At 46.2% G+C, this 25,670-nt stretch carries 28 protein-coding genes and 1 pseudogene; 16 read left to right on the top strand and 13 right to left on the bottom strand.

The genetic code is table 11. The features are described from left to right. Window positions 1–250: 250 nt before the first annotated feature. On the top strand, window positions 251–781 hold the full coding sequence (locus VP504_RS24090; RefSeq protein ID WP_325894551.1) for a nicotinate-nicotinamide nucleotide adenylyltransferase: 531 nt from the start codon (window positions 251–253) through the stop codon (window positions 779–781). A 108-nt stretch (window positions 782–889) separates the two neighbouring features. After that, window positions 890–1,354 (top strand): hypothetical protein, encoded by a 465-nt coding sequence (locus tag VP504_RS24085; protein WP_325894550.1) that lies wholly within the window; start codon window positions 890–892, stop codon window positions 1,352–1,354. On the opposite strand, the gene VP504_RS24080 is transcribed toward VP504_RS24085, so the two are convergent. Continuing rightward, complete coding sequence (locus VP504_RS24080; protein WP_325894549.1) at window positions 1,347–2,006, bottom strand: hypothetical protein; 660 nt, start codon at window positions 2,004–2,006, stop codon at window positions 1,347–1,349. The genes VP504_RS24085 and VP504_RS24080 overlap by 8 nt on opposite strands. 230 nt (window positions 2,007–2,236) lie before the next feature. Between VP504_RS24080 and VP504_RS24075 the strand changes: the two genes are divergently transcribed. Continuing rightward, window positions 2,237–3,349: a 1-acyl-sn-glycerol-3-phosphate acyltransferase gene (locus VP504_RS24075; protein ID WP_325894548.1), complete on the top strand. Its 1,113-nt coding sequence runs from the start codon at window positions 2,237–2,239 to the stop codon at window positions 3,347–3,349. A 61-nt stretch (window positions 3,350–3,410) separates the two neighbouring features. Here VP504_RS24075 and VP504_RS24070 read toward each other — a convergent pair whose 3' ends face one another. Then, window positions 3,411–4,307 (bottom strand): LysR family transcriptional regulator, encoded by an 897-nt coding sequence (locus VP504_RS24070; protein WP_325894547.1) that lies wholly within the window; start codon window positions 4,305–4,307, stop codon window positions 3,411–3,413. 629 nt (window positions 4,308–4,936) lie between these two features. Between VP504_RS24070 and chrA the strand changes: the two genes are divergently transcribed. After that, window positions 4,937–6,085 (top strand): chromate efflux transporter, encoded by a 1,149-nt coding sequence (gene chrA, locus VP504_RS24065; RefSeq protein ID WP_325894546.1) that lies wholly within the window; start codon window positions 4,937–4,939, stop codon window positions 6,083–6,085. Window positions 6,086–6,321: 236 nt separating this feature from the next. On the opposite strand, the gene VP504_RS24060 is transcribed toward chrA, so the two are convergent. From VP504_RS24060 to VP504_RS24030, 7 genes are all read right to left on the bottom strand, one after another. After that, a complete protein-coding gene (locus tag VP504_RS24060; protein ID WP_251882287.1) occupies window positions 6,322–7,350 on the bottom strand; it encodes a Gfo/Idh/MocA family oxidoreductase in 1,029 nt (342 codons plus the stop codon). Window positions 7,351–7,445: 95 nt separating this feature from the next. Then, complete coding sequence (locus tag VP504_RS24055) at window positions 7,446–8,210, bottom strand: heme ABC transporter ATP-binding protein (protein WP_325894545.1); 765 nt, start codon at window positions 8,208–8,210, stop codon at window positions 7,446–7,448. Continuing rightward, the gene (locus VP504_RS24050) at window positions 8,210–9,253 is read right to left on the bottom strand and encodes a FecCD family ABC transporter permease (RefSeq protein WP_325894544.1); all 1,044 of its coding nucleotides are present in this window, start codon (window positions 9,251–9,253) and stop codon (window positions 8,210–8,212) included. The genes VP504_RS24055 and VP504_RS24050 overlap by 1 nt, the downstream gene beginning before the upstream one ends. A 9-nt stretch (window positions 9,254–9,262) precedes the next feature. After that, complete coding sequence (locus tag VP504_RS24045) at window positions 9,263–10,117, bottom strand: heme/hemin ABC transporter substrate-binding protein (protein ID WP_325894543.1); 855 nt, start codon at window positions 10,115–10,117, stop codon at window positions 9,263–9,265. Continuing rightward, window positions 10,114–10,530: an ExbD/TolR family protein gene (locus VP504_RS24040; RefSeq protein WP_325894542.1), complete on the bottom strand. Its 417-nt coding sequence runs from the start codon at window positions 10,528–10,530 to the stop codon at window positions 10,114–10,116. Before VP504_RS24040 ends, VP504_RS24045 begins: the two co-directional genes overlap by 4 nt. Further along, complete coding sequence (locus VP504_RS24035) at window positions 10,527–11,243, bottom strand: MotA/TolQ/ExbB proton channel family protein (RefSeq protein WP_325894541.1); 717 nt, start codon at window positions 11,241–11,243, stop codon at window positions 10,527–10,529. The genes VP504_RS24040 and VP504_RS24035 overlap by 4 nt, the downstream gene beginning before the upstream one ends. A 2-nt stretch (window positions 11,244–11,245) precedes the next feature. Continuing rightward, window positions 11,246–12,025: an energy transducer TonB gene (locus VP504_RS24030; RefSeq protein WP_325894540.1), complete on the bottom strand. Its 780-nt coding sequence runs from the start codon at window positions 12,023–12,025 to the stop codon at window positions 11,246–11,248. A 165-nt stretch (window positions 12,026–12,190) separates the two neighbouring features. Here VP504_RS24030 and hutW point away from each other — a divergent pair, with 165 nt between their 5' ends. The 5 genes from hutW (at window position 12,191) to VP504_RS24005 (ending at window position 18,904) form a co-directional block, all read left to right on the top strand. Beyond that, on the top strand, window positions 12,191–13,582 hold the full coding sequence (hutW, locus tag VP504_RS24025) for a heme anaerobic degradation radical SAM methyltransferase ChuW/HutW (RefSeq protein ID WP_325894539.1): 1,392 nt from the start codon (window positions 12,191–12,193) through the stop codon (window positions 13,580–13,582). A gap of 13 nt (window positions 13,583–13,595) precedes the next feature. Then, window positions 13,596–14,120 carry a heme utilization cystosolic carrier protein HutX gene (gene hutX, locus VP504_RS24020; RefSeq protein ID WP_325894538.1) on the top strand — a complete coding sequence of 175 codons (525 nt, stop codon included), beginning with the start codon at window positions 13,596–13,598 and terminating at the stop codon, window positions 14,118–14,120. After that, on the top strand, window positions 14,117–14,650 hold the full coding sequence (hutZ, locus tag VP504_RS24015) for a heme utilization protein HutZ (protein WP_325894537.1): 534 nt from the start codon (window positions 14,117–14,119) through the stop codon (window positions 14,648–14,650). Before hutX ends, hutZ begins: the two co-directional genes overlap by 4 nt. Window positions 14,651–14,792: 142 nt before the next feature. Continuing rightward, window positions 14,793–16,985, top strand: a complete 2,193-nt coding sequence (locus VP504_RS24010) for a TonB-dependent hemoglobin/transferrin/lactoferrin family receptor (RefSeq protein WP_325894536.1) — start codon at window positions 14,793–14,795, stop codon at window positions 16,983–16,985. A 95-nt stretch (window positions 16,986–17,080) separates the two neighbouring features. Continuing rightward, the gene (locus tag VP504_RS24005) at window positions 17,081–18,904 is read left to right on the top strand and encodes an ABC transporter ATP-binding protein (protein ID WP_325894535.1); all 1,824 of its coding nucleotides are present in this window, start codon (window positions 17,081–17,083) and stop codon (window positions 18,902–18,904) included. A gap of 64 nt (window positions 18,905–18,968) precedes the next feature. Here VP504_RS24005 and VP504_RS24000 read toward each other — a convergent pair whose 3' ends face one another. After that, window positions 18,969–20,363: a glycoside hydrolase family 1 protein gene (locus VP504_RS24000; protein WP_325894534.1), complete on the bottom strand. Its 1,395-nt coding sequence runs from the start codon at window positions 20,361–20,363 to the stop codon at window positions 18,969–18,971. Between the two features lie 193 nt (window positions 20,364–20,556). On the opposite strand from VP504_RS24000, the gene VP504_RS23995 reads away from it, so the two are divergent. Continuing rightward, entirely contained in the window at window positions 20,557–20,880 is a 324-nt protein-coding gene (locus VP504_RS23995) for a GDCCVxC domain-containing (seleno)protein (RefSeq protein WP_325894533.1), read from the top strand. A gap of 35 nt (window positions 20,881–20,915) precedes the next feature. On the opposite strand, the pseudogene VP504_RS23990 reads toward VP504_RS23995, so the two are convergent. Continuing rightward, window positions 20,916–21,217 (bottom strand): annotated as a pseudogene (locus tag VP504_RS23990) (cupin). A 233-nt stretch (window positions 21,218–21,450) separates the two neighbouring features. On the opposite strand from VP504_RS23990, the gene VP504_RS23985 reads away from it, so the two are divergent. From VP504_RS23985 to VP504_RS23975, 3 genes are all read left to right on the top strand, one after another. After that, the gene (locus VP504_RS23985) at window positions 21,451–21,672 is read left to right on the top strand and encodes a hypothetical protein (protein ID WP_325894532.1); all 222 of its coding nucleotides are present in this window, start codon (window positions 21,451–21,453) and stop codon (window positions 21,670–21,672) included. A gap of 372 nt (window positions 21,673–22,044) precedes the next feature. Beyond that, window positions 22,045–22,671, top strand: coding sequence for an OmpA family protein (locus tag VP504_RS23980; protein WP_325894531.1), 627 nt, complete (start codon window positions 22,045–22,047; stop codon window positions 22,669–22,671). A gap of 373 nt (window positions 22,672–23,044) precedes the next feature. After that, a complete protein-coding gene (locus tag VP504_RS23975; protein ID WP_325894530.1) occupies window positions 23,045–23,251 on the top strand; it encodes a hypothetical protein in 207 nt (68 codons plus the stop codon). Window positions 23,252–23,302: 51 nt separating this feature from the next. Here VP504_RS23975 and VP504_RS23970 read toward each other — a convergent pair whose 3' ends face one another. Continuing rightward, window positions 23,303–23,569 carry a hypothetical protein gene (locus VP504_RS23970; protein ID WP_325894529.1) on the bottom strand — a complete coding sequence of 89 codons (267 nt, stop codon included), beginning with the start codon at window positions 23,567–23,569 and terminating at the stop codon, window positions 23,303–23,305. A gap of 304 nt (window positions 23,570–23,873) precedes the next feature. On the opposite strand from VP504_RS23970, the gene VP504_RS23965 reads away from it, so the two are divergent. Further along, on the top strand, window positions 23,874–24,362 hold the full coding sequence (locus tag VP504_RS23965) for a hypothetical protein (RefSeq protein WP_325894528.1): 489 nt from the start codon (window positions 23,874–23,876) through the stop codon (window positions 24,360–24,362). Window positions 24,363–24,523: 161 nt separating this feature from the next. Continuing rightward, window positions 24,524–24,835, top strand: coding sequence for a hypothetical protein (locus VP504_RS23960; protein WP_325894527.1), 312 nt, complete (start codon window positions 24,524–24,526; stop codon window positions 24,833–24,835). On the opposite strand, the gene VP504_RS23955 is transcribed toward VP504_RS23960, so the two are convergent. Beyond that, on the bottom strand, window positions 24,822–25,223 hold the full coding sequence (locus tag VP504_RS23955; protein WP_325894526.1) for an ACT domain-containing protein: 402 nt from the start codon (window positions 25,221–25,223) through the stop codon (window positions 24,822–24,824). The two genes, VP504_RS23960 and VP504_RS23955, sit on opposite strands and share 14 nt — an antisense overlap. A gap of 162 nt (window positions 25,224–25,385) precedes the next feature. Between VP504_RS23955 and VP504_RS23950 the strand changes: the two genes are divergently transcribed. Continuing rightward, entirely contained in the window at window positions 25,386–25,604 is a 219-nt protein-coding gene (locus tag VP504_RS23950) for a DUF6500 family protein (RefSeq protein ID WP_325894525.1), read from the top strand. The last annotated feature ends 66 nt before the right edge of the window (window positions 25,605–25,670 follow it).

The raw sequence follows: 25,670 nt of genomic DNA, 5'->3' as shown, positions 1-25,670 counted from the left end.
GTGACATGTTTCTTATATTCTGCAACATCCTACGCGCAAAATCATGATCAATCTTATCTTGATTCGTTGTTCGCGTGTATTTCACCCTTTTAGGGCGTTAGTAGTGTTACTTTCTCACCAAATTGATGCAAGAACAGGTCTATTAGGTGGTTTCTTGTTCATTCAATCCCGCTTTCTTCGCAAATAGATTGAAGGAGATTGAGTGAATCGGTTATCAATAGGGCATGGATGCGAAAAGATATAAGAAGAAATGAGTAAAACGGAATTACGGCAAAATATTGCCATCTTTGGCAGCGCATTTAACCCACCGAGTTTGGGTCACCTCAGCGTCGTTCAACGCCTTAGTCATTTTGACCAGGTTCTTTTGGTACCAAGTTATGCCCATGCCTGGGGTAAACAGATGGCAGATTTTTCAAAGCGCTGTGAGTGGGTCAGTGACTTTATCCAAGAATCTAGTTGTGAAAATTTAGTGCTTTATCGTGAAGAAGAGACTTTGTGTGCAGAGGAGTCGGTGACAACTTGGGCACTCCTAAATCATATTCAGAAGCAATATCCCAGTTCTGACCTCACCTTCGTACTTGGGCCTGATAACCTTTTAAACTTTTCCAAGTTCCACAAGTCGGCAGAGATTTTGCAAAGATGGAACGTACTTGCATGCCCTGAGACTCTGCCAGTCAGAAGTACGACGATCAGGGAACGTTTGCTGGCAGGGGAATCAATTGATGACCTGACTACCCCAGCCTTGGCTAATAAATTGACGTCTGAAGACTTCAGCCATTAAAAGAAACAACGACTTTATCAGCGCAGTTATTTGATAGAGCTTTTAGCGAAATCCCGACGCTAATGGCAGTTTGGAGGTGCATGATAGAGCAAGGGAAGATACATAATCTTGATTTATATAATACTACCCGGACTCATAGCGGCGACCTTTTTGGTTATGCCGTCCCTTTCTTCGGCTGCCTTTATTGAAAATAGCAGTGCAGCAGGTGACGTAGATGTTGCCAACGCGATTAATTTTTCTCAATCACAGGATCGAACGGTGATTGAGTGGCAGGTGGAAGATCACATGGTTCCGACAATTTGGGATAGTTGGAACCATGACTGGGACATTCCGCACTTTCTTTCTGCTCAGACTGGCGCTTCGTATTACGGATTTGGCGTCTGGAAACCGGAAGAGTATCAACAGCAGAGCTTTACAGAATTGGGGATGGAGGACTGGTTACTAAATCATGGCCTGAATTTTAGTTTTACTACTGAATCCAGCAGCACTGATGCTCGGTACCGGTTTGATATGCGATGGCATGAAGAAACCAACACCGAGTTCTTACTTCAAATGCAGGTGCCATTTAAATAGCACCAGCCGTTCTTTCTATCAGCAGCATCAGTTCTTGTTCAGGCATTGATGCTTGAAGTGCAATCTTGGTCAACTTCTGGCCAGACTTCAGCTTTTTCACACAATCCCGGATGTTGAGTTGCAAGGCAATTTGCTCTTCAGAAAATCCTGTTGTTTCCAAATTATTGTTGTCTTTTTGCCTTTTCTTGTTACGTGGGGTTTCAAGGCTCGCTATCTCTTGAGCTAACAGCATGGTTTTTGCGTCATACTTATCGTTCGGTGTTACCGTCGCTAGATAATCTCTTACACATCTCCGAAGACGGCCATGGGGACTATCCCAACTTTCGCGAGTCGTTTGCTTCAGTTGTTGTGTGGCACCTTGGATAAGCATGGATGGCATAACGTAACCGGCGCAATTGGGGAGCACGACTGAAGAACGAACAGAGAAATCAAACGTTGAAACCACCGAGCCCTGTAAAACAGTCACGGAACTCAAACAGCCAGAAGGAAGCCAGAAGCCCTGATCTTTACATATGGGAAGCTCCAATTTGCCAAGGCGGATCAAAACTAATCCTTGATGGACCAGAATATAAGAAGAATGGGGTTGCTTCTTTCGGGGGCCGACATTCAGGTAGTCAGCTTTTTGGTGCAAAAATTCGATGGCTTGCTTCATGTTAACCTTCTCTCATAGCGAGGCGCACATACTCTTTGGTTTTAAGGGCGAGATCAAGCTAGTGGTGCTTTAAGTTTGCCTTGTTGCCTAAAAATACGCCGCGTTGTTACAATAATTAGTAGCAAATTGAGGTAAGACCTCCAACCTCTTTATAATGCCAATTAAAACAATGTTCGAAATCCTATATCCGCGTAAAATGGCGCGGTTTTTATCGGAGCAAGTAGAATCACGTGCAACAAACTAACGACCCTTTCTTAGAAATTCGTCCATACAATGACGATGAAGTGCCTGGAGCAATTGATCGTCTTATCGAAGATGAAGAATTCATCTCAGCCATTTTAAAGTACCGCTTTCCGAACCTATCTGGCATAGCTGGTTGGTTTCTTAAGCCAATTCTGAAACGATACTTACATTCAAAATGGAATAAAATTAAAACCGTTCGAGATGTACAGCTTCATGTTGCAACATACATGGACTCCATGATCAAAAGTACATCTGAAGGATTGACGACAAGTGGCGTGGAAAAGCTGGATCCTAACAGTAGTTATCTGTTTGTTTCGAATCACCGTGATATTGCTATGGATCCTGCGATGGTGAACTGGTGCTTGCATGCGAATGAGTTTGATACAGTTCGTATCGCGATTGGTGATAATCTGCTGAAAAAGCCTTGTGCAACTGAACTGATGAAACTGAATAAGAGTTTTATCGTTAAGCGCTCTGCGAAAGGCCCACGAGAAATGATGAAGGCTTTGGGTCAGTTATCCGCTTACGTCAAAGCCTCTTTGGATGAGAAGCAGTCTATCTGGATTGCTCAGAGAGAAGGCCGTGCGAAAGACGGCAACGACAAAACTGATCCCGCGATTCTGAAAATGTTCTTCATGGAAGGGCGTCGCCAGAAAATAGAATTTGCTGATTATGTGGCTTCGCTGCGTATTGTTCCGGTGACCATCTCGTACGAAAACGATCCATGTGACGCAGCAAAAGCGAATGAGCTTTACCGTAAGCAGCAAGAAGGGGGTTACGAGAAGGGTGAGTTCGAGGATATCGAAAGCATCGTTCAGGGAATTGTAGGCCAAAAACGCAGAATTCATGTTGCGTTCGGAAATGTGATTGGTAACGAATTCGAATCTCCGGATGAGTTGGCAGCTGAAATTGATCGCCAGATTTATCAGAATTACCATCTATTCCCGGCAAACTACATTGCAGCAGGCAAAGAGCACAACTCAATCACTGATAATGATCGCGAGCAGTTTGACAGCAAACTCTCTTCACTTCCTGAGGGTGTTGCTCAGATCGTTAAGGCAATGTATGCTATGCCGACCGACAAAAAAGCTGATGCATGACGTTGATTTATTAAACGAAAAGGGGATGTGACATTGTCACATCCCCTTTTTCTTTATCAGCTTAAATGACTCGAATATTTTCCGAAAGGAAGTCTACAAAGTGTCTGACCTTCGGTGCTAAATACTCTCTACGTGGGTATACGGCATAAACGGGCAGCTTCAATGTCGGCTTCCAATCCTTCATCAATACGGTCAATTCGCCATTCTCAATTTCACTATCCAATAGATAAGTAGCGATATAAGCGATGCCTACGCCTGATTTGGTCGCTTCCAAAACTGCTGGGGCATTGTTAATACGGTATGAGCCTCTGACAGTCACTGATTGCTCGCTACCATCTCGTTGAAATGGCCATTGATCATAAGTGCGTTGAACGCTTTGGTAAGTTATGCAATTGTGCTCGCGAAGGTCGGATGGGTGTTTGGGTGAACCGTTTGACTCAATGTATGCCGGTGAGGCGACCAACTTAAACTGGCAATCACCTAGTTTCCTGGCAACCATGCCTTCCGGCGGTGCTTCATGAATCGCTAACCAACAATCAAATCCATCCTCTACCAAGTTCGGACGGTGATCGAACAAGTGTATTTCTAATTCGAGCGCTGAGAACTGTGTTTGAAATGCTGAGAGTAATTTTGTGATTTGAGCATTACCGAACGACTGAGCGATACCAACTTTTAATCGGCCAGAAACCTCATTTCGAAAACCAGCAACCATGGCTTCCGCATCTTGCATGGTCTCGACAATCTGGCGCCCGAAGGCTGCATATTGCTCGCCGGCTTCGGTGAGGGCAACAGAGCGGGTATTTCGTTGAACCAGCTGAACACCTAATCGTTCTTCCAGATAGCGAATTTGCTTACTGACTTGGGATTTAGAAATACCAAGGTACTCGGCAGCGCGGGTGAAGTGTTGTTCATGCGCCACAGTCGCCAGGACCACCATTTGCTGAAGGTTATCTAACATATGGAATTTTCGTTAGTTATCGAGAGGAGGATAGCGTATCACATCTCTTCCCAATTCACTGAGTGACGTTGTCACAAAGAAGTGAAACTCCTTTATTTCAATTTGATACTGCCAACATTCCTTCAATGAGGAGAGAGCAGGAGCTTGAAAAACATTTTCTCTGCGCATTTGTCATCAAAAATTCATTCAAGCAAAAGGCTGGAAGTAGCTGCGTAAGGATTGTGTTCAATGATCCGCACTCTAGTTCTGAATCTGCACAAATCAGGTTCCAGATCGTTTTATGAAAGGGAATTACGAAAAGCGTTAAACGCTATAGTATTGATTAAAACCCCCATAAATCCATTTATAACAATATCCTATATGGTTTGTTTTCAAGTGGAAACAATATGGATAAATGTAAGTAAGCACTAACATACATTTGTTGTAAACCTACAGATCTAGAGGATCTTTTGTCGTTACTTTGAATAGATCGTGAACATGACTAAATAGAGAATGAATCAAATCGATTTGAAGGATTGATAAGAATTGTTTCTATTGATGGGGAATGAGATTTAAAATTGCGGCAGAAATTCAGGTATTTGATGTGAAACTCATCAATGGCCTGGTTCATTAAGGAGGTTTGTTTTCGGATGTTAGAAGTACTGTTTCGTTTCTTTGTGCTGGGATGCATGAGCTTTGGTGGTCCTGTCGCTCATATTGGCTATTTTCAAAGAGAGTTTGTTGAAAAACGTAAGTGGATTGAAGAAGAAAAGTTTTCGATGGCGTTAAGCCTATGTCAGTTCTTACCTGGGCCTGCAAGCAGTCAGTTGGGGATGTTTATTGGTTACCATCGCGCGGGCTACATTGGGGCAATGGCCGCTTTTATTGGCTTTACCTTCCCATCTTTTGCCTTATTGACGGCAGCGGCTATATACAGCGCGAGCCTAGGGGAGTCTTCGGCGTTGGCTCTACTTATCTCTGCTGCAAAACTATTGGCAGTCGTAGTTGTAGCTGATGCCATCTGGACGATGGCCCGCAAGTTCATCAGTGACGCTGTCACATTTGTTGTTTGTATAGCTTCTGCTGCTTGGATCCTTTGGCAGACTGGCCTGGTGGCTCAGCTAGTGCCAATACTTATCGCCGGAATTCTTGGTTGGTTGTTTATTCGTAAGCAAGAAGCAGCGACTGAAGCCAAAGAGCCAACAGGTATTAAGCAAACAGCCATTCTTTTCGGCGTGTTTGCTGCGCTATTAGTACTTCCTGCTCTGAGTAGCGCACCGGTTATCAGCTTGTTTAATCATTTCTATCAAGCAGGTAGCTTTGTATTTGGTGGTGGTCACGTTGTGCTTCCTCTATTGCAACCTTTGATTGGCGACTCGGTTTCTGGCGATGCTTTGGTTGAAGGTTACGCAGCAGCACAGTTAGTTCCGGGGCCGATGTTTACTATTGCGAGCTACATTGGTGCTTCAATGGAAGGGATCAATCCAATCCTCGGTAGTGCAGTAGCAACCATTGCAATATTCCTTCCTGGGGCATTGCTATTGTTTGCTGCCATTCCTGTTTGGCAGGCTGTAATGAACCATCATAAGTTTGCAGGTTCTGTAGTACTGATTAATGCGGCAGTGGTTGGTCTTCTGGTTGCAGCATTCTATCAACCAGTTTGGATGTCAGCCGTTCATGGTGTTTCTGATGTCGTGGCAGTCATTGTTGGCTTTGCGGTTCTGCGTAAGTTTAATTTGTCAGTATTCTGGCTGCTTGCAGGTATGCTGGTTTACGCCATTGCTAAGAGCATGATGTAACACTAAATTGGTCAATCATTATTGAGCCCGCAAATGCGGGCTTTTTTGCTTTTACGGGAAAAATCCATCCATCCTAACGCACTATAACTAGTTATCTTTGCGTATTAATTGACTGTTTGGGAATGGTGCTACTTTATGAATTTGAGTGGGCTTTCTTGGGCAGGGACAAAGACAAAACGACTCTCGAGAAGTATAAAAGCGCCGAAGCTTCTCGGCGCTTTGGCTATGGTAAAAGCCTAAAACTCCCATCGCTCAGTCTTACCTGCCTCTGAAGCGTGTTGAGCAAGTTCTAAGGTGTAAATACCTTTTACTGCGTCATAAGGGTCGATTGGCGGTGTGGTGCCATTCAAAATGGCTGATGCCAGGCTGGCAAAGAGCTCAGAGTAGCAGCCATGTTCCAATTCGATATCTTTTTCAGTGACGTTGTCACCGATTTCGAGCTTGCCAATATGTTGCTGGCGGCCAAATTCTGAATTTGTCACCGTGACGCCGTCACGTAGTTGTTGTTCCTGAATATCCAAACCGGCGCATGAGAAAGTGGCTTTGTCTCCTTGTACGACAAAGCGAGACCCTTTGCCTGAACGGTATGGACTGGAATTCAACACCACTTCTTTGTCAGCGTAATGCAGCGTCATCTTGAAGTAGTCGGTAGCTTGAGATTGTGGACGCATCGCTTTGCAATGAGCGGTGACCGCTAAGGGAGAGCCGAACAAGTGAAGCGCTTGGTCGACTAGATGTGAACCCAAGTCATAAAGAATGCCCGATCCTTCGCCAGCCTGTTCACGCCAGCGCTGGCGAACCTCAGGACGAAAACGGTCGAAGTTCGACTCGAAAACACGAACTTGTCCTAGTTCGTCAGATTCAATCAACGCTTTTACTGTAAGGAAGTCACCATCCCAGCGTCGATTCTGGTAAGGACAAAGAATTTTACCGCGAGCATTGGCGATTTTGATCAGCTCTAAACCTTGTCCGCTGTTTACCACGAAAGGTTTTTCGAGCAACACGTGGCAATCTGCTTCCAGCGATTGTTTGGCAAGGTCGAAGTGCGTGTGATTTGGCGTGGTGATAATGACCAAATCCAATTCCGCATCTCGAAGCATTTCTTCTATGTTTGAGTAGTACGCCGCGGAGGGGAGTTTCTCTGCCACTAAATCATGATTTGAAGAAACAACCGCGACAGGCTCGAAATCCGGATGAATAGAGAGAAAAGGAAGGTGGAAAGTCTGGGCAGCAAAGCCAAATCCTACGATGCCAGTACGAATCATTTGTCGTTCCTTGTTTTGTGTTCGTTTAGCGCTAGTATACGTGAGCAGATATAAAAAAGCCCTCATCAGAGGGCCGCTTACAGAGTTTGCTAACGTCAAGCCAGTACAACAGGATAATCACCCGTTGGATGAGGCATAACAGAGACGGGCCAGCCGTAGACTTCCTCGACTATTTCAGGCGTCAGCACATCTGTTGGGATGCCATCTGCCGCAATTTTCCCTTTATTTAATATTAAAATACGGTCTGCATATTGTGCAGCGAGGTTGAGATCATGGATCACGGCGATCACTGTCGATCCGGCTTGTGCCATCTCTTTCGCCAAGCTTAAAGTCTTATGTTGGTGGCCAATATCCAGCGCACTCGTTGGTTCATCCAGCATCAATATGGTGTCTCTTGGCGATTTTGCTATTTGTGTTAGCACGCGAGCGAGGTGTACGCGCTGCTTCTCGCCCCCGGAAAGGCTTGGGTAAAGCCTGTCAGCAAGATGAAGTACATCGGTCTTTTCCATGTTGTCAGATGCGATCTCAGCCAGTTCGGCTTGGGATGCACTCAACGCCAGCCCGCCAAGTTCAACCACTTCCCGAGCGGTGAAGGCAAATGTCAGGCTACTGGACTGCGGTAGAATCCCCATCGATGCGGCGAGGAGTTCAGGTTTCCAATCTTTCGTGGATTTACCATAGAAGCGAAGTTCGCCATTACATGGCCATTCGCGGCTAATCAGTTTCAGCAGGCTACTTTTGCCGGTTCCGTTTGGTCCAAGAATAATAGTTAGCTCACCCAATTTGAAAGATGTGTTGAAGTTATCCAGTAGAACCTTGTTACCCAGCGTGAGAGACGCATGTCGAATATCAATACCCATTATGCCAAACGACCTTTTTGTTTAAGTAGCAATGCCAGGAAGAAAGGCGCCCCTAGAGCCGCTGTGATAATGCCTACCGGGATTTCAAGTGGTGCAACAATGGTACGAGCAATCATGTCGGATGCCAGTAGTACCAAACCACCTAAAATCGCTGAGACAGGAATGAGGGTACGGTGATCTGGGCCAGTCAGCATGCGTCCGATATGGGGAACAACAAGGCCAATAAAACCAATCATGCCGGAAAGGGCAACTGTCACGCCGACGCCTGCAGCAGTGAGAAGGATGAGATTGCGCTTGAGTGATTGAACGTTGATGCCTAGATGACGGGCTTCAGCTTCACCCAGCAGCAAAGCATTTAGAGGTTTTGCATAGCGTTGGAACAGGAAGCCCAATACGGTTAATGAAACAAAAGCCAACCCAATCGCATCCCATGAAGCGCCTGCTAAAGAGCCCATCGTCCAAAGAGAAAGGTCGCGAAGCTCCTGATCGTCAGCAAAATAGTTTAGAAGCCCCATCCCAGCGCCCGCAATCGCGCCAAGCGCAACGCCTGCGAGTAACATGATGGTGACTGAAGTGCCATTACTACTGGTGCCCATGTAATAGATGGCAAAGGTCGTTAGCGCACCGCCCAGAAAAGCAAATACCGGTACCGTACCCAGCACCAGAAATGCCGTATGGGTTATTACGCCACCAAATAGAATAATCGCAATGGCTGCTCCAAGTGAAGCACCGGCAGACACCCCGATAATACCTGGATCTGCCAATGGGTTTCTGAAAAGCCCCTGCATGACGGTCCCGCACATCGCAAGGATACCACCGACTGCGATGGCCAGAAGTGTGCGTGGTAAGCGGACTTCCTGAATGATCACAGAGACATAGTCAGGAAGGTCCGATTCAACGGGAAGTAGTGCTTTCAAACTGTCGAAGAAGCCGATATTCATCGGCCCCAAAGTAATTGAGCTCACGACAGTGATGTACAACAAGATCGAAGAAACGATCATCATCCACCGCGCTGAAACGCGGCGAGTCAGCAAATCATTCATGGAAAAGTACTACTCACCAGCCACAATGCGTTTGTTAAGGTCGGTAGCGAGATCTAGGCTCGCCAAACCAAAGCCACCCAGAATTGCGTAGCCAGAAATAGGGATTATGTTGTCGTTTTTGAATGCGGGTGTTGCGCTTAACAAAGGCTGCTGTTTCACCATACCTTCAATACCGCCAACCTGCGAAAGAGTGCGTTCGGATACCAGAATGTATTCAGGCTGCATTTCTACGATCGACTCGGTAGACAGCGGCTTGTAGCTGGTGGTTTCTTTAGCCGCAGGGTTCATGCCGCCAGCCAACTCGATCACTGTGTTTACCGTGGTTTCATCACCCGCGACGGTCAATGGGCGGCCATCAGACATCATCATGAACATCACTGAAGGGCGTTTTTCTGGCGCTGAGGCGTTCAACTTTCCTATTTTCTCAGCAACATCCTCTTTAATTTCAGCACCTTTGTCTTCAGTGCCAGTAATCGACGCGACTGAATCTACGCGCTGATTAAAGTCTTCAATGGAGGTCCCTGTTGGCAGCTTTTGAACATCGACATTTGCCGATTTCAATAGCTTCAACGTGCTTTCCGGCCCCATCTCTGGCGAGCCCACGAGATGGGTAGGGCTTAGTGCTAGTAGGCCTTCGGCTGATAACTGGCGATGATAGCCCAGTACGGGAATCTCTCTGCCATCAAGGTAATGGCGGCTGGTTAAATCTACTGCAATCACTTCTTTTTCTGCGCCTAGTGCAAACAAGAGTTCAGTGACGGTTGAGCCAGCGCTGATGATTCTTGCATCCTGAGCGAACGCCGATGAAGTCAATAAGCCAGTAAAAAGCAGCGCAGCAGCGCCAAGTTTGAAATTCTTTTTCATTGTTCTTCCATCACAATATTGGTGGCGTTGATATTGTTGTTTTGCATGAAGGCGAGGACTTTAAGCATGCTTTCCACATTGGCTTGTTTGTCCGCAGCGATCACCACCGGTTTATCAGGGGCTTGCTGAATAGCTTCCAGAAGCTGTGCCGTAAAGGTTTCCCAGTCGTGAAGAGGTTCACCTTGAAGCGCCCATGAAGGCTCGCCGCTCAACACGTTGATGGCGATGACTTCACGGTTTGGAGATTCGAGGACTTCTGAATCATTGGTTTGGGGAATCGCGATATCCATGGTTTTAATTTGGATGTTTGCCGTAAGCAGCAAAAACACCATCACGATAAAAATAATGTCCAGCAACGGCGTGAGATCCGGAGTGAATGATGTAGATTCACTTTCTGGTTGAGAGCGGATCATGCGGTGCTTTCCCTCGGTGACTCTGAGCCAGAACCAGCGCAAGGTTTGCAATGCTTCGGACAATCTGCGCTTTCATCGAATGACACACCGGCGAGATGCAGGTTGAAGTGGTTCAGCACGTATTCAATTTTTGCCAGTGTGCGATCTGCCCACAGCGCAAAAACTTGCGATGAAGCAATAGCAGGTAGGGCAATCAGCAAACCCGCAGCCGTTGTAGACATCGCCAATCCCAAGCCATCGGCCAATTCTGCAGGTGAAATACCACCTTGTGTGGCTGAAAGTCCTTTAAACATTTCTATCAGGCCTACAACGGTTCCCAGTAAACCAATCAAAGGACTCAGCACGCCAATAATGTTGAGTAATTTGAGGCCTGCAGTGAATTGCCGGCGTTTCTTTTGCAGCCAGATAGAAACAGCTTCTTCACGCAAAGATTTCGTGAAATGACGATGATTGATCAGCATGCAGATCCCTTGGGATAGGGTGCTTTTATCCTGCTGATGACGTTCTACATAGGTTTCTAGCTGTTTGTCATTGGTCAGAGAAAGTGAGTAGATCTCTTTTTGCAAAGGTTTGCTGCCGGTTTTGGTGTTCATGACAACGAAAACGATGCGCTCAAAGATGAGCATCAACATGAGTGCGGAAAGCAGTGTCAAAGGCCAGGTCATGATGCCCAATTGAGCATGGATTGACGTGAAAAATTGTAAGTCGAACATGATTAATCCAAATTAAAACGAACAGGAATTCTTACTCTGTGCGCCAAGGCGACGCCATTTTCTTCGTGGCCGTTAAAACGCCACTTTTTCACTGCATCCATTGCAGCGCCATCAAGCAATTCAAACCCGGAACTCTTTAGCAGGGAGCGATGGGTTTGATGGCCATCTTCGTCCAGCCAGACTTCTATAAGCACTGTGCCTTCCATCCCTTTACGTTTTGCCATTCTCGGGTACTTAGGTTGGGAAGGGCGGACTTTAAAGGTGGGCCTTTCTACCAACATGGGAGAAGATGATTTCGCCTGAGTCATTTGACTTTCCTCACTCATCTTTTCAGCAATTTCTTCCGGTTTTACCTCTGGCTTTTCCTCAGGTTTTTCTGTTGGTTTATTCGGCGGAAGAGGCTTGGTTTTCTCTTCTTTGCGTTCCTTCTTCGTCACCTTCTCAAGTTGTTTGTTCCTGTTTTCTTTTGGCGGGTTGACCTCAGGCTTCACCTTTTTCTGAGGTTGGACTTCTGCCTTTTTTGGTGGCTCCTTTTTTACTGAAGGAGATTTAACCGGTTTAGGTTCTGGCTTTGTCGTTTCTTGCTGTGGAGGATCTTCTACAGGAGCGGGCTGTGGCTCTTTGGGTACTTGTTTCGTCGACGCAACAAGCTGTATAGCCACCCGGTTGCCCGCGTTGGCTTCGTTAATTGTGAATTGAGGCGAGGGCGGTTGAGCTGAAATCGCCAAACTATGCAGTGCAACTGAAACGACACCACAAACTACGTACCGTCGAGTGTTCACACGTACTCCTGAAGAACTGATTTTAATAAGTGATTAGGTGCATTATGCATAGAATGCTAATGATATCAATTATCAGTTGCATTATTATCTATTATGAATATGATTGAAATCACTAGGAAACAGCTCGTAGTTTGACGCTGTTAATGTTAAAGGTTGCAAAATGAGATGAGTGTTGATCTTCACAATCCGGAACTGGTCGGGCTAAGAACCCCTGATCCACTTCGTTTTGCTTTTCAACGTAAAAAGAGTGCACATGCCGGTGGTATGATGCGTTCTGTTAACTCTGAAGATATCCAAACCACGCTTGAAAAAGCACATGCAATCCCAGCCTCATCGGCGTATTCACCACGTTGTCTGTACATTCACATTCCGTTCTGTCGTGTGCGTTGTACCTACTGCAACTTCTTCCAATATGCATCAAGCAAGTCATTGATTGAAGACTACGTTGAAGCACTGCGCGCAGAAATTCGATGGAAAGCCTCGCAAGTCTGGAGTCAGTCAGCGCCGTTCCAAGCGGTATACATTGGCGGAGGAACCCCAACCGATCTTTGTGGCGAACAAATCCGAATGATCGTCTCTGATATCCGTAGCCAATTTCCGCTGACACCGGATTGCGAAATTACACTCGAAGGTCGTATCAACCGTTTTGGATTGGACAAATTTGAAGCTGCACTGGAAGGGGGTGTTAACCGTTTCTCGTTCGGCGTTCAGAGCTTCAACACTCAGGTTCGTCGCAGTGCGAAGCGCCTTGATGACCGGGAAGTCGTGTTGGATAAAATCCAGCAATTGGCCAAATACAACGCGGCTCCTATCGTTCTGGATTTACTTTATGGTTTGCCTCACCAAACTCTGGATATCTGGCAGCAGGACTTGAATGACTATCTTGAGTCCGGTGCTCATGGTGTCGACCTTTATCAGCTTATCGAAATGCAGGGCTTGCCAATGGCAAAGTTGGTTGAGCTGGGCAAATTGCCGTATCCCGCAGATACACAAATGAAAGCCAGTATGTTTGAGATGGGCGTGAACTTCATGGCGAAGCACCATCAGAAACGTCTCAGCGTTAACCATTGGTCTTCGGACAACCGCGAACGCAGTATTTACAACTCGTTAGCGAAAACGACTGCGGAGATCATGCCTTTAGGGGCCGGGGCTGGTGGTAATGTCAATGGCTGCCAGATGATGCAAACCCGCGATATGGATACCAACATCTCAGCGATCAATGATTTTCGTTACCCTGTCACTATGATGACGCTAGCGCCTGCTAATAAAGCTGTGTCTGCTGAAGTGAAAAGTGGATTTGATGCTGGAGTGCTGGCTCAACACAAGTTGGATTCAGTGTCTGGGCAAGGCTCGTTTGAAGCGCTGTATTCCTTGTTCGAAGCGTGGCAGGAAAACGGGCTGGTCTATCTTGAAAAGAATGAAAATGGCAGAAGTTATCTCACGCTGACTCTCGCCGGACAGTTCTGGGCGGTCACACTGGCCCAAAACCTGATTGAAGTATTACAAAATCAAACAGCGCAGAAAGTGCAAAGAAAAGCGGCAAATGTCGCAGCTTAGGAGTAGTTAAACGATGCAACAAGCGATCATCGTGACGGAAGAAACCAAACAGCGCGTGGCTGAATATCTGGCCCAGGATGAGCACACACCAGTATCAAACATGGTGGACTCACTGAAATTGACGGAAGGTGAAATTACGCTGGCACTCCCAGAAAGTATGATTTCCCACGTGAAGGGTGAAATTGCACAGACCATTCTGGAAGCAATGCCAGTATGGGGTAAGGTCACCACCATCGTACATTCTGGTGGTTCTGTCTTTGAATTTAAAGCGCCATTTCCGAAAGGAAAAGTTGCACACGGTTACTACAACCTAATGGGACGTGAAGGTCAGTTACACGGCCATCTTCGTTTGGATTTAGTGTCTGATATTGCATTTGTCAGCAAGCCATTCCGTGGTACTGAGAGCCACTACATTGGTTTCTTCGACAACACTGGTCACTGTGTATTTAAGATTTACCTTGGCCGTGACAAAAAGCGTCAGCTATTCCCAGAACAAATTGAACTGTTTAACGCCATGAAGCAGGAGTTGGCAAAATGAGTGACAAAGCAGAACGTCTACAAAACCGTCTAGGCCCAGAAATTCAGGAGTTTCGTGATTCTCGCAACACGCTTCAATTGGGCACTGTAGACAAAGAAGGTAAGCCACATACCAGCTATGCGCCTTTCGCTTTCTCTGAAATGGGTTACTACATTCTGGTTTCAGATCTTGCTACCCATGGTCAAAACCTCAAGCACTGCAAAGCCGTCTCTATCATGATGATCGAAGACGAAAGCGAGGCGCGCTCGATCTTTGCGCGTCGCCGCCTTTCGTTTGACACCAATGCAGAACTGATTGAGCGTGGTTCAGAGGTCTGGACCACAGCAATTCAAGTGATGGGTGATCGTCTGGGCGAGATGATCGACAACCTCAGCCAACTCGGCGATTTCAATCTCTACCGTTTGAATCCAGTCATCGGCCGTTACGTGAAAGGCTTCGGTCAGGCATTTGATGTGTCGGGCGAAGACATGCTTTCCGTGATCCACCTGAATGAAGGTCACGTGAAGAAGATGAAAGAAGAGAACGCTTAATCGCGTTTAACAGGCCCTTATTCTGAGGGCCTGATATCACCTCCCATAACTAGAAAAATCGCACGGAAACCAGTGTGAGTAGGTTTCTTTTGCCTGAAGAAAACTAATTGGGATTTCTCAGGCGCTTTAAAGAGTGGAAATTATGACTATCAAGAAAAACAAGCTGGCGATTTTGGTCGGCCTTCTCTGCGCGGGCAGTGCTTCAGCCCAAGACGTTTATACCTTTGACGAAGTGGTTGTCTCTGCAACCCGAAGTGAGCAAAACATCAGTGATGTGGCCGCTTCTGTTGATGTAGTGAACAGCGACACAATCGAGGAAAACCTTGCTCAAGATCTCGAGCAGGCGATTGCGAATGAGCCGGGCGTGTCGATGCCGGGTACGGGCCGTTTCGGTAACTCAGGCTTTAATATTCGTGGTTTGAGCGACAACTACGTAAAAACCATGGTGGATGGCGTTGAACAGCCTTCATCGTTCAACCCAGGCGCAGATGTGATGCGCAAATACAACAACACCGTTGAGACCGACACCTTACAGCGTGTAGAGATCAGCAAAGGTCCAGCCTCCAGCCTTTACGGCAGTGATGCACTTGCCGGTGCTGTGATCATCCGCACCAAAAACCCGGGCGACCTTCTGGTTGCTGAGGGTGATGACACCTATGCCAGCGTTAAAGGCGGTTATTACAGTGCTGATGAGAGCTACAAAGCGACTGCGACTTTGGCAAACCGTACTGGCGATCTGGAAACCTTGCTGATTTTTACACATCGCGATGGTCACGAAACAGCGACCCACGGCAGTGGTGATGATATTGAAGGCCGCGAACGTGGACAGGCTGACCCTTTTGATATCAACTCAGACAACCTTTTGCTGAAAGCTTTCTATCAGTTGAATGATGCACATCGAATTGGCTTGACGGGTGAGATTTATAACCGAGAAGCAGATGGTCTGGTGCTGTCTAACGAAGGCTATGAAATCATGCCAGGCTTCGTATATACGCGTAACAGCGCCAGTGATGAAGACAAACGCAAGCGCTTAACCTTCGAGCACGAATGGCAAGCGAACAACGTCGCGTTTGACCACCTGAAATGGCAAGTGACAGCGCTGGAAAGTGAAAGTAATCACAACACCTTTGATGAAACGCCACAGCCACCAACGTCATTTGGTCATGGCTATCGTCAGCGCATGCGTAACGGTGTAGATAAGAGCGCCCAGCTTGATGCCCAGTTCGACAAGGCCATTGAACTGGAGAACAGCTTCCACGAAGTCAGTTATGGCGTGAATTACATCACTAACGAGTTTGATCTCGATTACCGCGATTATTACCTAGAGGGCTATAAAGCGGGTACGTCAGTAGATAAAACCGGAGAAGTGCCAAACGCAGAGTCAGTGAAATGGGGCATCTTTGTACAGGATCAAGCTTTCTTCCTAGAAGAAAGACTGGTAGTGAATGCGGGTCTTCGTTACGACAAGTTTACCGCAGAGCCAAAACAAGCTTCAGAAGACAATCCAAAGTCAAAAAGTGACGCTTTAACGGCGAAACTGGGTGCGGTTTATCACTGGACCGAAAGCCTGAGCAGCTACGGTAACATCAGCCAGGGTTACAAAGCGCCGACGCTTCAAGATCTTTACTACTTCTATGAAACTGACGCTGCCAGAGGCGCTGTGTTCGAGGCAAACCCGAACTTGAAGCCGGAAGAGAGCATTGGTTACGAAACCGGTCTGCGCTTCACTCAGGACTTCGGTCGAATTGAGTTCTCGGTCTATTACAACGACTATAAGAACTTTATCGAAACGCACAAATTGGCAGATGACAACGGCCAGGGTAAAGAACTTTGGACCAAAGAGAACATCAGCAAAGCTGAAATCTATGGTGCTGAGCTGAAAACGCATCTTGCATTGGATGTTCTGTTTGGTGTGCCAACAGGTCTATACAGTGACATGAGCGTGGCTTACACCCAAGGTGAAGACAAAGAAAACGGTGAGGCGATGGATACTGTCGCTCCACTTTCTGGATACTTTGCGCTGGGCTATGCCGACGTTGAAAACACTTACGGTGGTAAGTTGTCAGTGAAAGCTGTTGCGGGTAAATCCGGTTCTGATTGGAGTAATTCAAACGGGACTGAAAACGTGAGTGCGCCAGGTTACGCCGTAACAGACGTGACGGCATTCTATCGCCCAGTGACTGATCTGACGCTGCGTGCAGGTCTGTTTAATGTCTTTGATAAGAAATATTGGGACTACAACGACCTGATTGGTGCGGAATCAACCACTGATGGACTTGATCGTCGCACGCAGCCGGGACGTAACTGGGGTATAGAAGCCGAATACGTGTTCTAACTGCAGATTAACCTCTGACGATAAACACCCCGGATTTCTCTGGGGTGTTTTCGGTTACGGCTAAGGTATAGACTCAACATTAGAAAAATAAAAACATGACGAAGAATTCTGGAGATACAGTGACGAGCAGTACGCTAAAAACCATTTCTACACGTTGGCTGATTGAGCAGGCGAAAGAGCACAAGAAAAGCCTTATCATCGCCAACCTTATCGCCATTTGCGCCACGCTCATCAGTGTGCCAATTCCTCTGTTTATGCCGTTAATGGTCGACGAGGTGCTGCTAAACAAACCTGCCGGTGGGGTGAATTTCTTCAATCAGATTTTGCCTGAGTCACTGCAGCAACCGGCAAGTTACATTGTCATGGTGCTGATTCTGGTGATCGTGATGCGGATTGTCAGCCAGGCCCTTAACATTTGGCAAAGTCGTCAGTTTACCCTTGTATCTAAATCCATCACTTGTCATATCCGCCAGCAGCTCCTTGATAAACTTGGCCGCATCAGTATGAAAGAATACGAAGAGCGCGGTAGTGGCGGGGTGAGTTCTCACCTGGTGACGGATATAGAGACCATTGACTCTTTCCTAGGCAACAGTTTGAGTCGCTTTGTGGTGGGCGTGCTGACGGTATTTGGTACCGCAATCATCCTGCTGTGGTTGGACTGGGCACTTGGCTTGTTCATTTTGCTGGTTAACCCGCTGGTGATTTACCTCTCACGCAAAATGGGTCAGCGTGTTAAGCACCTGAAGAAAGCCGAAAACCAATCTTTTGAGCGGTTCCAGCAACGTCTGGTAGAAACGCTGGATGGCATCTATCAGCTTCGTGCTGCTAACCGTGAACGTGCTTACCTTGATGTTCTGAAGACAGATGCCGAAGCGATTCGCCACGATGCTGATAAGTACGCTTGGCAGTCAGAGGCGGCGGGGCGTGTTTCCTTCCTAATGTTCCTGATCGGTTTTGAGCTATTCCGTGCGGCGGCGATGCTGATGGTGCTGTTCAGCGACCTGACCATTGGCCAGATCTTCGCAGTATTTGGCTACCTATGGTTTATGCTCAGCCCGATTCAAGAACTGCTGGGTATTCAATATGCATGGTTCAGTGCTTCTGCAGCGATGAAACGCCTAAACGGTTTACTCGCATTGGATGAAGAGCCACGTAATGCATCAGAGAAAGATCCTCTGGAAAACAAAGAAACCTTTGGTGTGGAATGTCGTGACCTGACTTTCAGCTATGACAGTGAGAAAACGGTATTGAATGGCCTTTCACTGAATATCCCTCAAGGCAAGCGTGTTGCGCTGGTTGGCGCATCAGGTGGCGGTAAATCCACACTGATTCAACTGCTGCTGGGGCTTTATCGCAAGTCTGACGGTGAAATCCTGGTTGATGGCAGACCTGTCGAAGAGATTGGCTACGAGACGCTTCGACAGCATACGGCCGTAGTGTTGCAGCAGCCCATGATCTTTAACGATACATTGCGTGAAAACCTGACATTGGGACGAACCGACTTCTCTGACGATCAGCTTTGGCAATCGCTGGAAATTGCTCAGTTAAGTGATGTTGTCGATAAACTGGATAACGGATTGGAATCCCAGCTCGGTCGACAGGGTCTCAAACTTTCTGGTGGGCAGCGTCAGCGCTTAGCAATTGCCCGTATGATCCTGACCAATCCTAAGTTGGTGATTTTGGACGAAGCGACCTCAGCATTGGATACAGCAACAGAAGCGGCATTACATGAAGCGTTGAACAACTTCCTGCAAGGTAGAACGACATTGATTGTGGCACATCGCTTATCTGCAGTGAAACAAGCGGATCTGATTTATGTACTGGAAGATGGCAAGGTTGCGCAAAGCGGTAACCACAGCGAACTGGTGCAGGAAGAGGGGGTTTATCAAACCCTTTATGGCAACCTTCAAGTTGGTTGATAACAAAAAATATAAGCGAAAGCCCTGTAGACACAGGGCTTTTTACTGTCTGGAACTGCACAGATTATTTCGCTGTCAGCGAAGCGCCTTGGGTTTTAATCACGTCTTGATACCAGAAAAAGCTTTTCTTACGTTTTCGCTCGAGAGAGCCACTGAAGTCGTCGTGTCGGTCGACATAAATAAAACCATAGCGTTTGCGCATTTCCGCGGTGGAATTCGCGACGAGATCAATCGGTCCCCACGTTGTGAATCCCATTAACTCCACACCGTCTAATATAGCTTCACGTGCCTGAACTAAATGGTCATTGAGGTAAGCAATGCGGTAGTCATCTTGAATCTCACCCTTTTCATCCAGTTCGTCGATTGCTCCCAGCCCATTTTCAACGATGAACAGAGGCTTCTGGTAACGGTCATAGAGGAAATTCAGCAGAATACGTAGGCCTTTCGGGTCGATGAGCCAGCCCCATTGGCTCTTCTCTAGATAAGGGTTTGGCACACTGGCGACGATATTGCCGACTTCTTTTTGTTTAGGATCAGCACTCGCACAACCGCTGGCGTAATAACTGAACGAGATAAAATCGACTGACGCACTGGCTATTGCATCCAGATCACCGGTTGCCATTTCGATTTCAATGTCATTCTCTCTAAAGTAACGAAGCATGTATCCCGGGTATTTTCCGCGCGTCTGAACATCACCAAAGAACAGCCATTTGTTATTCTCATGCATGGCAGCAATGACGTCGTCTGGGTTGCAAGTAAATGGGTAGTTGATCGCTCCCAGCAGCATGTTACCGATCTTAGCGTCTGGAATAATCTGATGGCAGAGCTTCACCGCTTTCGCATTGGCGACCAGCTGATGGTGAATCGCCTGATAGATCTCCTGCTCGCTGGCATCTTCCTGAAGCCCAACGCCGGTAAAAGGCGCATGCAGCGACATATTGATTTCATTGAATGTCAGCCAGAGCTTAACTTTGTCCTCATACCGTTCGAAAACGGTACTGACATACCGCTCAAAGAAGCCGATCAGTTGTCGGTCTGCCCAGCCTCCATAGTTTTCTACCAGAGCGTAAGGCATTTCATAATGTGAGAGCGTCACAAAAGGCTGGATATTGTGTGTAGCCAATTCATCGAAAATACGGTCGTAATAGGCGAGGCCAGCCTCGTTAGGTGATTCCTCATCACCGTTCGGGAAAATACGGGTCCAGGCAATGGAAAGACGCAGGCAGTTGAAGCCCATTTCATTGAACAGGGCAATATCCTCTGGGTATCTGTTATAGAAATCTATGGCCACATCTTTAATACCCTGCGTGCGTTCTTGGCGGGTTTGGTGTGGGCTTAGAATCCCAGAGGGGAGCATGTCGGACGTCGAAAGGCCTTTGCCTTTGAGAGCATAAGATCCTTCAATCTGGTTGGCCGCAATTGCGCCACCCCATAGAAAATCTTTTGGAAATAACGTCATGTGAACCTCTGATTTCACGGTTTCAACAATAGTGTGGACAGGCATCAGTATGGACAACTCTATGGGATGGAAAAAGAGAGTTTTTGAACCTAAAACGATTCCTCATTTGAATAACATGAATCCACAAATTGTCTGTTTTAAGTGTCATAAAATGAAAAGAGGAAGGCATTTATAGCTGGAATTGCATCTTTTAATGGTTGAATCTTACGCAATTGGCGTCTGGTGCTGGCAAGTGTCTTCAAGGTGTTCCACGCTTACTGATGTACACCTCAATAGAAGGGCATTTTTTCCAATGAAAGTACTGCTGAAATCAAACATAACCTGCCCAAAATGCGGACACGTAAAGTCAGAACTCATGCCGATCGATACACCTTTACAGCATTATGAATGCGAGAGCTGTGGTGAGGTTTTGATAGCTCAAGAAGGTATGTGCTGCGTTTTCTGTGCCTATGGCGATGCGCCTTGCCCACAGGCTCAGGTTAAAGGTGTCAGCCGCTGCACCGATAAGCTCCATTGATTACTCTAAGTGGCCAGCCGGACAAAAACAGCCAGTCAAACGGTATCTTCATCCGAATTTGTCCAGCTCACTTTGTGCTTAGTATGGGCGGGAATATCGAGATGATCCCACGTCTCTAAAAACATCGACTTACCGCTTTCAAACGTTAGCTCAGCACTCTCTTGTAAAACAACCACCCATTCATTCTCGTCTTATCGTACTAACTGGTCTCAGGCGAAGTTTGGCCACGTGACACTATTCTCTTAATCCTGACAAACGGGTGTTTGATTAAATCTTCAAAAACTTCATGATTTCTGGCATTTGGTAGGGATTTAAACAGGTTTTCTTGTCTAAACATTTTTTCAACCTTTTCAATATCAAATTGTTGAATATAAAGCATAAACATAGTCAAAGAGTACACATGAACATGCATGTAAAATTCAACTGAGTACTTAATTCTTAGCAAAAATTCTTCAGGAAAAAGTCTATTTCCGCCTAATTACTCTATGTCTCAATAATGCATCTTAAATTGGAAGTTATATGAAATTACACTCACTGCGAAGGAGTAAGGTTTCTGGCAAGGAGATAACGATGAGTGTACACACTTGGCATTGCGCTAATTGTAAAAAAGAAACTGGGCATGAAGTACGTGAGCAAGCTCACCATGACCCAGCCATCCGCGCGCTGACCACGCCACCAATCAGTGGTAATTATAAAGACCACACTGAGTGTACTTGCACAGTATGCGGAACGGTAGATTGGGTTGATCCCGTCGATATCTTCCACTTAGATGTGCATGATTTCGGTGATTAAGTGGTCACAGGTTAAGGAGTAGAGTAGATCTGCTCCTTTAATTTTAACTATTTAATGCACTATAACTTTTCATGGCCCTTAAAAATTTACTCTAACTACCTATGCATAAAAACTTTTCCCTTATCATCTAACAACTCTTCCTTTTTCATCATCAGAATTCCAGCAAATAAAAGGGAATGATACTTCGTCTTTGCGGTCATAGCATGTGTAAATATAAAACGGCGTTCAATTATTGGGTTTACTTTGCAAAGCACTGACAATTCGGACTTTACAGATGACTAAGATTGGCCGCCTTATCAATACGCATATCTTTGAGGCAACGCGTCAGATTAAAGCCCTCAATGTATGAGGGAAGCAAGAAGGAGAGAATTTATGCGTAAATCAATTCCCGTTGTAACTTTGCTTGCGACTTCACTGGTGTTGGGAGGCTGTGCCTCGAATACTGGAACTGGCGCTGCTATTGGTGCCGCTACTGGTGCTGTTTTAGGTAAAGCCACTGGTAACCACAAAGACAAACGTATCTTCATAGGCGCTGCTATTGGTGCACTGGCAGGGGCTGCAGTGGGGCAATATATGGATCAACAAGAGGCCGCATTCCGTGAAGAATTGGCGGGTTCTGGAATCGAAGTCGTGCGTGAAGGTGACAATATCCGTCTAGTTATGCCATCCAACATTACATTTAGCACAAACCAGAGCGGTATCTCCCCAGGTTTCTATCAATCTCTTGATGCTGTTGCGCGCGTGATGAACGAATACAACAAAACCTTCCTGAGCATTGAAGGACACACCGACAGCACAGGTGATGCAGCATACAACATGACCTTGTCTGAAAAGCGTGCTGAGAGTGTGAAAGGGTATTTGCAGCGTTCTGCGATTAACGCGAAGCGTTTGTATGTGACTGGCTATGGTGAAACTCAACCCATCGCTTCTAATGATACCTCTTCAGGCCGCGCTAAGAACCGACGTGTAGAGGTTCAAATCGTACCAAACCAAGCGTAATCCCCACCCGAAGGGGAAGCTGTCCAGCTTCTCCTTCACACCATTTCCGTAAGAAAGTATCTGTTTTTCATGAATTTAATCAGGAAATTGATCGTTTCAGCGATTTCTTGTCGATCCATCTAGTTAGGTAAAGCGACTCGTAATAGTATATATACCCAAACGACCTGAAGATGCTTGAATTCAGAGGTCATCAATGCGTTCAATTCGAGGCAAATTTCGCGAGGAATAGTCGTTCTATTTCCGTGGAATTTAACGAAGAAGTGGGCGTATTGAAGGTCTCCATTAGAGCGATTTGGGTATTGTGCATAACGCCAGCAAAAAAGCATTCGCTTGGCGATCATTAAAAAGATTCAAAAAGGAATAAGAGGTCTACATGCCATTAGTTGCTTGCCCAGTTTGTGAAAAGCAGGTTTCCAAACGTGCGCTGTCTTGTCCTGGATGCGGAGAGCCTGATCCAGCCCGTTATCACTCGCGTAATACTTGGCTTTCACGTCTATTTTGGTTGCTGGTATGGATTGGTATCGGTGCGGCAGTTTGGTACAAAGTCGTACCGCTGGTTATGGATATCTTCAAGCAGTGATCGAGTAGAGAGAGGGTGGCGAAGCCATCCCTCTTTGTCATCAGGTTTGATCTAAGAATCCATGGAGTCCATGTGTTCACCCTGTAGTGGGGACCAATCACACAAGCTCAGATGAGTAAGTAAAACGCCTGGTGAACTGTCGCCAACAGCAATAGAATAAAAAAGTGCGGCAATCTCTTCATCACCTCCATAACAACGCAAAATCGAGTTGATGATCTCCGCTTTTTCAAAACCTTCTTCGACCTGTCTTCTTATCCAGTCATACTCCATAGAGCTTTCATTGATGATAGCTTTCCGGCCCAGCGAAAATATCGTCATGATGCCTCCCGACACCTTTGTTTTTATCTGTCATCCAGTACGTTTCTCAGACCATTAAACCTCATAGGAAATATTGTTAGTTGAACCTATATCGCAAAAATATCCAAATGATTGAATATACAAGTGTGTGATTATTGAGCATTTATGTTTCAGATCACATCAATTCGAGAATGGTTATTTATACTCAACGCGCGGAATAGTTAAAAAGTGGCGCTTAAAGCGCAAAAAATTTGGATAGGCCTAACCCAAATGTATGGAAGAGTGGTAGGTTAGCGTCGTTGATAGACCCAAGACTTTTAAGCCTATGAAATGGATTCTAACGAACTGGATTCGCAAGAAGAAGTTTGAGAAGTTCTTCACCCGTGTAGAGGAGGGCTTCTTTAATAAGAAGAAATACACACCATATCTTGAAGAGAGGATCCTTGAATCCCTCAAAGAGGCGGGCGAGACTAAGCCTAAACGTGCATCGCGTATTGTGCTTGCTTGTATCAGACAAGCACTACTGGACAAATACCTTACTGAAAACCGATATATCCGTTTTCTTGAAGACAACAGAAAAGAGTTCTTTCTGGAGCGGGTGTCAGGTAGTGATGTAGATGTTAGTTACGAGCATATTATTCGTAACTTCATCCACAACAAACACAGTGAATGTTCAGATTACATCCTTTCCCATGTGCCTCGGTACTTCCAGAAATTCGCAAAAGACTTGGAAGTCGACATGGATTACCCCATGAACGGGCAGGGAGAAAAGGAGATGCTAGACGACATCATCATGCTACTGAATCACAAATAAAAAATTTCACATCAAGGCGGGTGACTATCCGCCTTTCTCACTAGTCTCACTAAAATTCCATATAAAAAATCACTTTACCGTTTGTCGTTCCTTTAAAGCGGCTTGCCGTTCTCCATAAACCGAGTAGAATTACACTGTACATATAAACAGTGTTTATTGTTATGCCTGCAATCCGATACCGACACAATTACAAAGCCGTTGTGATGAGCGGCACAGACGAGCACCGAAAGGGGCAGATGATCCCTGCTTACTTGAAAGACGGTAGCTTGATTTACTATCCATTTGGCGGCTTTGTCCGGCGCGAAGTGTTGACCTATGAACAGTATGTGAAACTGACGTTCATAGATGCGTTTTCACATTCTGATGATGGCGTAACGTGGGAAGACATCAGCAGCCACAAAGTGCTAGGAGTGTTTATGCGAGGAGAATACTTTGTGGTCCTCTCAGATGGAAAGCCCATTATGGTTCAGTAGAAAATTCCTGCAGTGCTTTCAGCGCTGAGTCTGCTTTTTCCGCCTGCACAAAGATATGATCGTGATAGTAGGCGGCGAGTACATTGGCGCTGATGCCTTTTTCCGCCAATTTAGTTGATACCGCAGCTGTTAAACCTACAGCATCCAGGCTGGAATGGACTGTCAGGGTAATTTGACGATAGACCCCTTCGAACGCAATGTTTGCAGATTCAGCCGCTGATTTCTCCAGCAGCAAGGTTAACCCTTCGGCTTCCCGGAAAGTGGCCAACGGCTCAAGCTCAACGTAATCCGACAGCACACCTGATACGGTACAAAACACAAACTCCGCGTCAATCAGAGCTGGTTCCATCGATGACAAAAGAGCATCTAATTCAACGATTCCCGCCATATTTCTCTCCCTGTTAGAAGCGTAACCACCCGTCACTCAATGTATCGCTTCTGTTTAGTCAAAAGAAGTGTAGGGTGGTTCAAACTCTCACACGTACCACTTTTATCGAAAACTGTATTTATATACAGTATCGCTTATTAGCGATCCATATTCAGGGAAAACATGAGAGATTCACTGCGCGAAAAAGTTATCGAGGTCTGCAAAAAGAAAATCCTGACCAAAGGGGATAACGTCAATGTCTCCTTCTATGCCTTCTTTGCGAACAAGAATGACGACCCCGAACTACTCATGGAAGCCGCCACTTGGTGGATCAAAACCCATGAACTCGATCATTTCGTCAAAGCGCGGGATATTATCACTCTGGTCGAGAACGACAGATAATCCGTGTGCTGCGAATAGAAAAATGGCGCAACAGCGCCATTTCTTTTGGCCGCAAGCGGCCTGGTC

The organism is Grimontia sp. NTOU-MAR1 (assembly GCF_035758505.1).
Lineage (GTDB): Bacteria > Pseudomonadota > Gammaproteobacteria > Enterobacterales > Vibrionaceae > Enterovibrio > Enterovibrio marinus.
The sequence above is the reverse complement of the archived record's forward strand: the minus strand, read 5'-3'. Positions and strand labels throughout refer to the sequence as shown.